We start from the raw sequence: 8,878 nt of genomic DNA, 5'->3' as shown, positions 1-8,878 counted from the left end.
GGACCGCGGCGGCCTTCTCCTCCGGCGAATACCGACGCGTCGTCGGCTTCCCCACTGTCTGCTCTTTCGGCATAACCCCATCCTCGTTTCCAAGGTCAGGAGTCTCCAACAAACTCAGGGCGCTTCAGTGAGCCGTTGAGAAGCGTATCGAGCCTGCGCTGCGGGAATGTCACCACAGTCTCCCGTTGAGCCCGGACCTCGTGGAGGAGCGCTGCGCAATGCTTCAATGCGGAACGCTGCCTCTGGAAGCCGGCGGCTGGGCTCGACGCGGCGCGCGATGCTGCCCGGAACGACCTCGTGGACCGCAGGAGTTCCCAGGTGCAGTACCGGCGCAGGATCAGCCGGTCCTCGGGATGATCGATGCCGTCGAGCCACTCGTTCAGCCAGTGGCCGAACCTTGCGACTTCAACGTCGAGCTCCGGCAGCACTCCAGAGCGGACCAGAAGCGAGAGGAGGAACGCGACCGACTGTCCGGTCCGCGCCCGGGTGATGATCGCCTCGGCAGTGAGGGGCAGGAAGCCGTCGGCGAGCTCGCGGAGCACAGCCGCGCACTTGCTCTTGTGCAGCCACCGCTCGAGTGACACCGCGCTGCCGTGATGCGTGATCAGATACTGCGCCAACGGCTGCAGCTCATCTCGGATCTTGCCCGCCCCATCGGCAAGGAGCTGCTGGATCGCGATGGGACGGCGGCATTCCACGCACAGGTGATGCTTGCGGACTTCCTCGATCGAACCACAGCCCGGGCACGCCATCGCGACGGGCGTTCCCGAGCAGTCCGCGCAGACCTTGCGGTCGTTCATGAACCCAGTGAGGAACACCTTCCGCCCGCATTCCGGGCACGGCTGGGGCGTGCGCATCGCGTAGTAGCAGCGGGCGCAGACTCGTCGCCCGTTCAGGTGCATGGCGACTCGGCCCTGCTCTCCGCAGAGCCCGCAAGTCTTGATCGGGGCGGTGTAGCACGCCAGACAGACAACCTCCGGGCGGCGGACGACAATGGTCGCATGCTGCCCGCACCGCGAGCAGTGACCAAACGATCGAGGATCCGCCCGCCAACATTCACGGCAGTAGCGCTGCCCGTCGATCGTTCGCTGCGCGGGCCTGACACGGCCGCAGGAGGCGCAGGCGACGGACCGGGCGTTTCGTTCGCAGCGGGAGCAATGCCGGCCTCCGTTCGGCGTCTTGTGAGGCATCCGGACCGCTCGACCGCATGACGCGCACGTCGGCAGCACCACCCGGGCCGCGCCAGCGTCGACGAGCGCGTGGGCGAGGTCCTGAACGGTCACCGGCACGTTCCGATGATGTCCCTCGAGGACGCCCGGCTGCTTGATCAGCGCGAGCTCGAGCAGGCGCTGCGTCAGTGGCACTGGAGCGACGGCGGCCACGATCTCCGCGAGGCGCTCGGCCGAAATCTCCGGTGCGATCGGGCGGACGAGGCCGACGACTTCCGCAACCCTCGGCTCCTGCGGTGGCTTTGCCACCACGGCTACTTCGTGCGCGGCCGACGAATGGCGGCGCGGACCGGGCGAAGATCGCCGATCGACCCGCGCGTCGCCTCCTCGCCGACAGCTACCGGAGTCGCGGCCTCGCGTCGGGTGATCGTCACCAGATCATCGAGCGAGCAGTCGAGAGCGTCGCAGAGTGCAGAGAGCACGTCGAGGCGCACCCGCTGCGGGGACTGTGTCACGAGCCGATACACCTGCTCACGGGACAGGTCGATGCCGCGCTCCTCGAGCAGCGGTTTCAACTTGGAAGTCTGGAAGATCCCGCGCGACGCCATCACACTGCGCAGGTTCCATCCGGTCTCGAGCTCAACGGTCATCTGTTTCCCCTTCGATGAGAGCCTTCAGCGCCTCCGCGAGCACCCGATTCTTGTAGTCCGAGCTGACGGAGGCATAGATCGAGGTCGTCGACGCGTGCATGTGCCCGACCTGCTCCTGCACGAATCGCTCGGCGTAGCCGAACTCCAGCAGGTGTGTCACATAGGAGTGCCGAAGGCTGTGCAACGTGAGATCCTTCGACAGGCCGGCCTCATCACGCAGTTCCGCGAATCGTCGGTCCAAGTAGCCGGCCGACAGGCGTGTGCGACGCTCGGTTACCCAGAGTGCGTCGAGATCGTCGTCCGGCGCGAAACGCTCCCGCGCTTGTTCGAGCCATTGCTGCATGCCCGGCACCCACCAGTCGAACTCCGGCACCAGCAGCACGGTGCGACGCCTGGGCGCGCCGCCGCCCGCCGCTTTCGCCCACCGCACGTGGATCGCTCCATAGCGTCCCCACTGCCGCATCTTCGCGTTGTGGTGCAAGTCGACGGTATCGAGCATCACCGCTTCCGTCCGGCGCAGTCCGAACGCGTAGATCGTCTTCAGCAGCTGCGTGTCCCGCAGCGCTCCGAGTGCGCCCTTCCGTCCGGAATCGACGAGCATCTCGACGCGGGCATCAGCCGTGTCGAACAGGCGCTCGACCTCGTCGTACGTGAACGGGCGGCGCTTCCCGTCGCCCTCGAACTCGAACCGGTGCGCGACCGTGTTCCACGGCAGACACACCTGCGACGGCACGTCGCCGAACTCCCTGTCGCAGATCTCCATCCAGTCGTACAACGGGCTCGTGAGGTAGTCACAGAACGCGCGAATCGCGCCGTGATTCGCCCGCACCGTCGACAACGCCCGCGTACGGACCCCGGACTCGGCGGTGAACTCGTCGACATCCGCGACGGTCCACTTCCACGGTGGCTTGTCCACGAACTCACGGGAGCGCGTCACCGTCGCCACACGATTCCGGATCGTCTGCTCGCGAAGCCCGCGGGACAGCTGCTGGCTCCGCCACCCCTCCACCATCGCGCTGAAAACCTGCTGCTCAGGGTTCGCCAAAGCGACATTCGACGTCGATGTGATCAGTCGGAGGGCCGCCGGCGAAGCTCCAAAATCTTGCATTTGATGCAACAACGTACGGGACGGTGCATCACCTCGTCAAGCTGAGCTTCGCGCTCCACGAGATCTCGCTGTTAGGGTCGATGCCACCCAGCGTCGAGCGCCCCGATCAATAGTCGCTAGCAAGAATCGACAGTTGCATTCACTGCAACATGCGATGGTTGCGGTGGCCGGCGGTGACGGCACCGTACAGCGGGCGGCCGCGGCCGCGCGCGACCACGGCATCCCCCTCGCCGTCCTGCCCGCCGGCACCTTCAACCACTTCGCGAAGGATCTCGGCATGTTCCCCTTGCCGGCGGCCATCGCCGCGGTGCAGGCCGGGACGGTCGCCAAAGTCGACCTCGGCGAGGTCAACGGGAAGATCTTCGTGAACACGGCGAGCGTCGGCGCCTACACCGATTTCGTCACGGTCCGCGAGCGCTACGAACACCGGATCGGTAAGCCGCTCGCCGCCGTCGTCGCGGCGATCCGCACCCTCGGCGGAGCGAAGGCGGTGCGGCTGCGCGTGGAGGACCTCGACGGGGAGGTCGTCGACGCACGCTTCAGCCTGATGTTCCTCGGCAACGGCCGCTATGAGCCGCGCGGATTCGCGCCCGTGCGTCGAGCCACCGTCGACGACGGACGCATCGACCTGCGCCTGCTCGGCGTCACGCGCCTGGGCTCTCGCGCCCGCGTTATCCTCGACCTCTTCCGCGGGCGCATCGAGCGCAACCGCCGCTATCAGCAGTACTCCGACGCCGAGTACCACTTCGACCTGCCCGATGGCCCGTACCGGATTGCGCGCGATGGAGAGATCGGCGAGGAGATCGATCACCTCGACGCGCGGGTCCTCCCCCGCGCGCTGACCGTCATCGCGCCCGCCCACCCGCCCCGGCGCTGAGCACGGCATGGCCGGCGACGGATGCCACGCCGACCCAGACGACTCCCAGCGCGGCGCCCGCGACGACGTCGCTGAGGTAGTGCACGGCGAGGCAGACGCGCGCCCCGCACACGACAAGGACGAGCACGCCCGCCGCGATCGACGTCATGACGCGGGGCTGGCCGCGTCGGGCGAGACCGATCGCGCAGAGCGCGGCGACCGTGATCCCGAATGCATGCGCGGACGGGAATGAACTCTGCGCGGCCGCCACGAGGGCGGCCTCCGGACGCGGACGGCCGACGAGCGCCTTGATCGCCACGGGCAGGAGCCCGCCGGCCAGCACCGCGAGGGCTGCCCCCGTCACCGCGCCGCGTGCAGACCGGAGGCGGGGCGACGGCGCGACCCAGACGATGAGGAGGGCTGCCGCCGCCAGCACACGGAAGACCGTGGGCGCTCCCGCCAGCGAGACCGCCTGCCACACCGGAGTCCACCACTCCCATCCGACGGCGCGCCCCGTGGCATGGGCGCTGAGGGCGACGGAGTCATTGAGCGCCCGCAGCGGCGCCCACCCCGCCTCCACCAGAGCGAGCACGCCCAGGAACGCGAGGAACGCGACCGCGGGGACGAGTGACCGCCGGAGTGTCGTCCCGGCACGGTTCGCCGAGGCGCGCGAAGGCGGTCGCAGCTTCACGTCCGCACGCGCTCCCGACGCCGGTGCAGGAGGTACCCCACGGTCCATCCGACGACTCCGAACAGCAGGAACACCAGAACCGACACGGGCGCGCTGAACCAGCCGCTGACGAGGACGAGCGGAAGGACGGTCACCGCGATCACGCCGAAATGCAGCAGCGACCGCTGGAGGAGCGACCAGGACGGGATGTCGTAGATCGGGATCGCCGCGATCGTCACGCCCGCGATGAGCCCGACGCAGAGCGTGCTGATCGACTGCGCGCGGTCCGGGATGAAGAGGGAGATCGTGACCATCACGACCGCGGTCACGGCTCCCGAGATCAGGAAGGGTCGCGTCTTCTTCACGTCGATCAGACTAGCCGCGACCGTCATGGCTCGAGACCGTGTCACCGAGCGCCGCGGCCGTCGCGGACTTCCGCGAGAAGGCGGCCGACGTCATCGATGACGACGCCGACGAGGTCATTTTCTCTCGGCGACGACGACCGTGAAGTCCAGCGGCTGGATGCCGCCCTGGCTGTTCGTCATCCGCACGGCGGTCGTACCGGGCGCGACGGCGGTGATTCCCGGGTTGAATACCGCACCCGACTTCTCGCCGCCGGGTGTGAAGGACGCGACCGCGGTGTCGGCGACGGCGGCCGTATAGCTGTCCGCCGCGAGGTCTCCCGTGGAGATGTTCAACACCTGACCCACGACGAGGTCCACGGTCGCGCCCTGAAGCGACCCGGCGGACATGGTCACCGGGGCGATGACATTTCCACCAATCGGCGTCGGCGAGGCGGGCGCCGCCGCGGGTGAGCCGCACGCGGCGAAGGTCAGTGCCGCCACCGAAACCGCCGCGGCCGCCACGGCCCGCAGGAGAGTACGACCGGTCATCACTTCTCCGTCCTCTGAAAAGCAAAGAACCCCCGGTCGACCGGGGGTTCTTTCACGCTGGGGTACCTGGACTCGAACCAAGAACAACGGAACCAGAAACCGCCGTGTTGCCAATTACACCATACCCCAAGAGTGTTCGACCGAAGTCGTACCGAGGATCAAGCTTAGCCCACCCCGGGACCCGATCCAAACCGACCGGGCGCGACCGGCCCGCTCGCGCTCAGCCGACCTGCTGGACGAGCGCGTCGAGGCGACGGATCGACTCCCCCTTGCCGAGCAGCTCCATCGACTCGAACAGCGGCGGCGAGACGCGCCGGCCGCTGACCGCGACGCGCAGAGGGCCGTAGGCGACGCGGGGCTTCAGGCCGAGGCCCTCGATCAGCGCATCCGACAGCGCGCTCTGCACCGCCGCGGCGGTGAAGCCCTGCTCGGGCACCTCCTCGAGGGCGCCGATGGAGGCGACGAGGACCTCACCCGCGTTGGCGGGCAGGCCGCCGCGGGCGTCCTCGTCGTAGACGACCTCGTCGCGGAACAGGAAGCCGAGGAGCCCCGGTGCGTCGCCGAGGAGCTGCATACGCTCCTGGACGAGCGGGGCTGCGGCGTCCAGCGTCTCCTGCTGCGCAGGCGTCGGCGGGTTCTCCACGAGTCCGGCGGCGTGCAGGTACGGCACGAGCCGTGCGGAGAAATCCGCGACATCCAGCATGCGGACGTGGTCGCCGTTGATCGACTCGGCCTTCTTCTGGTCGAAGCGGGCCGGGTTCGGGTTCACGTCGGCGATGTCGAACGCGGCGACCAGCTCATCGCGCGAGAAGACGTCGCGGTCGGCCGCGATCGACCAGCCGAGCAGCGACAGGTAGTTCAGGAGGCCCTCGTGGATGAAGCCCTTCTCGCGCAGGAGGAAGAGATCGGCCTGCGGGTCGCGCTTGGAAAGCTTCTTGGTGCCGGTCTCGCCGAGCACGAGCGGCATGTGCCCGAAGCGCGGCACGAACGGGGTGACCCCTGCGTCGATGAGGGCGCTGTAGAGCGCGAGCTGACGCGCGGTCGAGGGCATGAGGTCTTCGCCGCGGATGACGTGGGTGATGCCCATGAGCGCGTCGTCGACGGGGTTCGTGAAGGTGTACAGCGCCTGCCCGCCCGCGCGGACGACGACGAAGTCGGGGAACGATCCCGCGGGGAAGGTCACGTCGCCGCGGATCAGGTCGACGTAGGTCAGGTCGGCATCCGGGACGCGCAGGCGGTAGGCGGGTTCGCGGCCCTCGGCGCGGAACGCGGCCTTCTGCTCGTCGGTGAGGTCGCGGTCGGCGTTGTCGTAGCCGAGCTGCTTCGCGCGACCGGCGGCCGCGTTGCGCGCGTCGATCTCCTCGGCGGTCGAGTAGGACTCGTACACGGCGCCGGATGCCACGAGCTTCTCGAGGACCTCGGCGTAGATCTCGCGCCGCTGCGACTGCCGGTAGGGCGCGTGCGGACCGCCCTTCTCGACACCCTCGTCCCAGTCGATCTCCAGCCACGTGAGCGCGTCGACCAGCTGCCGATAGCTCTCCTCGCTGTCGCGGGCGGCGTCGGTGTCCTCCACGCGGAAGATGAGCTTGCCGCCGGTGTGCCGCGCGTACGCCCAGTTGTACAGGGCCGTGCGGATCATCCCGACGTGCGGGAGGCCCGTCGGCGAGGGGCAGAACCGCACGCGGACCTCGGGTCCGGTGGCGGTGGTGGTTCGGGGATCGATCGCTGCAGACATCACCCCCAGTCTAGGTGCGCGGGCGCGGGCGTTCCGGGGCCGCGGGATGCTGCGCGAGCCTCATCGTGTGCCGACGGCCAGCACGGCCGTGTGGGGCAGGCGGAGCACGTCGGATGTCCCGACGAGTGCGGCGCTTTCGCGCTCGTACACCTCCCGCATGCGACGCCGGGTCGGGGGGTCCACTCGGCGGTAGAGGTTGCCGATCGTCGCGATCCCGCCCTCGACCCCGCTCCAGAGCGCGTCGGGCGAGATCTCCCATGTCCACGCGGGCTCGGAGGTATCGACATCCCGCACCCCGGCATCCGTCAACAGCCGCGCCAGGCCCTCCGGCGTGCGGGGGAAGTCTCGATCGGGTGGGAGCGTGTGCGCCGGCGACCCCGAGCCGACGACGCGGGACATCGCCTCCCACAGGGGTCGCAGCGGGCTGGTCCCCGCGGGCCAGATCGTCGCGGCGACCGCGCCGCCCGCGCGTGACACGCGAGCAAGCTCTCGCGCGGACGCCCGCGGATCGTGCACGTGGTTGAGGACGAAGGTCGCCGTGACGGCGTCGAACGCCCCATCGGGGTACGGAAGGTGGGGCAGCGCGGCGGGTGCCACGGCCACGCGCGGATGCACGTCGCGGAGAACCGCGATCAGGGATGGCTCCGGCTCCGCCGCCTGCACCACGTATCCGCGCCGCTCCGCGGCGGCGAGGAGCGCACCCGACCCGGCACCCGCGTCCAGCAGCTCGCCGCGGGGAACGCGAGCGGCGACGGCATCCAGCACTGCGTCGACGGCGCCTGCCGTGAGAAGCGCGAACGAGGCGGCGTAGGCCGCTCCCGTCCCCTCCCACTCCGACACGAGGGCGAGCCTAGCGGGCCAGCACATCCTCCAGCGTCGTGAGGGCGGCGGCGAGGGACGGGACGCGCTCCGCGCCCTGGGCCGTGACGACGTGCAGCCGTCGCGCTTCGGCAGCCGGCAACGGGGCGGTGGCGACCCCGGGCAGGAGCGGGAACGATTCGAGCGCCATCCGCGGGAGGGTCGCGACGCCGATCCCCTGCGCCACGAGGCCCTCGACGGCGACGTAGTTGTCTGTCTCGTAGCCGATCCTCGGCTCGAAGCCCGCGCGTTCGCAGAGCTCGAGCAGGTGGCCGCGGCATCGCGGGCATCCGGCGATCCAGGTCTCGTCCGCGAGCTCCGTGATCTCCGTCACGGCGGCATGGCCCACGGGGAGGACGAGCATGAGGTCGTCGCGCCCGGCCGCGCGCACCGAGAGGCCGCGCGCGCTGGAACGGTGGGGATCATCTCGGTCGCCGGGGTAGCTGAACGTGAGCGCGATATCGGCTCGGTCCTCGCGCACGGCGGCGACCGCCTCGGGAGGCTCGGCCTCGATGTAGGTGAGCGACAGGCCGGGGTGGGATGACGCGAGAGCGGCGATGAGCCGCGGCACGAGGACGGGCGAGGCCGAGGGGAACGCGACGAGGCGCACGACGCCGGTCCGAAGACCCCGCAGCTGCGCGAGCTCCTCGGCGGCGGCGTCGATCGCGAGGGTCACCGCGGGCGCGTGCCGCGCGAGCACCCGCCCGGCTTCGGTGAGGCGGATGCCGCGTCCGATCCGCTCGACCACCGCGATGCCCAGCCGTGCCTCGAGGCGGCGCAGATGCTGGCTGACCGCGGGCTGGCTGAGGCCGAGCGCCTCGGCTGCGCGCGTGATCGAGCCCGTGTCGGCGATGGAGCGCACGATCCGGAGGCTCTGCACATCGAACTCGGGTTCGTCCATGCATTCATCATGTCACGTGATGTTTTCCATCGATAACC

The 8,878-nt window shown here is 69.6% G+C and carries 10 protein-coding genes and 1 tRNA gene; 1 reads left to right on the top strand and 10 read right to left on the bottom strand.

Features of this window, described 5'->3' with window-relative positions; translation table 11 throughout:
• Window positions 1-95: 95 nt before the first annotated feature.
• Genes J0P97_RS15490 through J0P97_RS05115 form a run of 3 tightly spaced genes read right to left on the bottom strand, consistent with a single transcriptional unit; the run spans window position 96 to window position 2,864 of the window.
• Entirely contained in the window at window positions 96-1,478 is a 1,383-nt protein-coding gene (locus J0P97_RS15490) for a hypothetical protein (RefSeq protein ID WP_246539778.1), read from the bottom strand.
• Between the two features lie 5 nt (window positions 1,479-1,483).
• Complete coding sequence (locus J0P97_RS05120; RefSeq protein WP_215486686.1) at window positions 1,484-1,819, bottom strand: helix-turn-helix domain-containing protein; 336 nt, start codon at window positions 1,817-1,819, stop codon at window positions 1,484-1,486.
• Window positions 1,809-2,864: a tyrosine-type recombinase/integrase gene (locus J0P97_RS05115; protein WP_215486685.1), complete on the bottom strand. Its 1,056-nt coding sequence runs from the start codon at window positions 2,862-2,864 to the stop codon at window positions 1,809-1,811. The genes J0P97_RS05120 and J0P97_RS05115 overlap by 11 nt, the downstream gene beginning before the upstream one ends.
• Window positions 2,865-3,036: 172 nt before the next feature.
• Between J0P97_RS05115 and J0P97_RS05110 the strand changes: the two genes are divergently transcribed.
• Entirely contained in the window at window positions 3,037-3,804 is a 768-nt protein-coding gene (locus J0P97_RS05110; RefSeq protein ID WP_308163436.1) for a diacylglycerol/lipid kinase family protein, read from the top strand.
• On the opposite strand, the gene J0P97_RS05105 is transcribed toward J0P97_RS05110, so the two are convergent.
• The 7 genes from J0P97_RS05105 to J0P97_RS05075 form a co-directional block, all read right to left on the bottom strand.
• Window positions 3,773-4,474 (bottom strand): phosphatase PAP2 family protein, encoded by a 702-nt coding sequence (locus J0P97_RS05105; RefSeq protein WP_215486684.1) that lies wholly within the window; start codon window positions 4,472-4,474, stop codon window positions 3,773-3,775. The two genes, J0P97_RS05110 and J0P97_RS05105, sit on opposite strands and share 32 nt — an antisense overlap.
• A complete protein-coding gene (locus J0P97_RS05100; RefSeq protein WP_215486683.1) occupies window positions 4,471-4,818 on the bottom strand; it encodes a DUF3021 family protein in 348 nt (115 codons plus the stop codon). The genes J0P97_RS05105 and J0P97_RS05100 overlap by 4 nt, the downstream gene beginning before the upstream one ends.
• Window positions 4,819-4,932: 114 nt before the next feature.
• Window positions 4,933-5,346, bottom strand: coding sequence for a pilus assembly protein N-terminal domain-containing protein (locus J0P97_RS05095; RefSeq protein ID WP_215486682.1), 414 nt, complete (start codon window positions 5,344-5,346; stop codon window positions 4,933-4,935).
• Between the two features lie 57 nt (window positions 5,347-5,403).
• A tRNA-Gln gene (locus J0P97_RS05090) sits at window positions 5,404-5,475 on the bottom strand.
• Between the two features lie 91 nt (window positions 5,476-5,566).
• Window positions 5,567-7,081, bottom strand: a complete 1,515-nt coding sequence (gene gltX / locus J0P97_RS05085) for a glutamate--tRNA ligase (protein WP_215486681.1) — start codon at window positions 7,079-7,081, stop codon at window positions 5,567-5,569.
• 60 nt (window positions 7,082-7,141) lie between these two features.
• Window positions 7,142-7,921 carry a class I SAM-dependent methyltransferase gene (locus J0P97_RS05080; RefSeq protein WP_215486680.1) on the bottom strand — a complete coding sequence of 260 codons (780 nt, stop codon included), beginning with the start codon at window positions 7,919-7,921 and terminating at the stop codon, window positions 7,142-7,144.
• 10 nt (window positions 7,922-7,931) lie between these two features.
• The gene (locus J0P97_RS05075; protein WP_215486679.1) at window positions 7,932-8,840 is read right to left on the bottom strand and encodes a LysR family transcriptional regulator; all 909 of its coding nucleotides are present in this window, start codon (window positions 8,838-8,840) and stop codon (window positions 7,932-7,934) included.
• Window positions 8,841-8,878 lie beyond the last annotated feature (38 nt).

Origin of the sequence: Microbacterium flavum, from assembly GCF_018717645.1 — a bacterium.
GTDB lineage: Bacteria > Actinomycetota > Actinomycetes > Actinomycetales > Microbacteriaceae > Microbacterium > Microbacterium flavum.
Note: the sequence above shows the minus strand (reverse complement) of the source record. Positions and strands in the feature narration are given on the sequence as shown.

Bases quoted from the DNA above. Each gene is read 5' to 3' on its own strand.
- J0P97_RS05120 (WP_215486686.1), bottom strand. From the start codon at position 1,819: ATGACCGTTGAGCTCGAGACCGGATGGAACCTGCGCAGTGTGATGGCG.
- J0P97_RS05095 (WP_215486682.1), bottom strand. From the start codon at position 5,346: ATGACCGGTCGTACTCTCCTGCGGGCCGTGGCGGCCGCGGCGGTTTCG.
- gltX (WP_215486681.1), bottom strand. From the start codon at position 7,081: ATGTCTGCAGCGATCGATCCCCGAACCACCACCGCCACCGGACCCGAG.
- J0P97_RS05075 (WP_215486679.1), bottom strand. From the start codon at position 8,840: ATGGACGAACCCGAGTTCGATGTGCAGAGCCTCCGGATCGTGCGCTCC.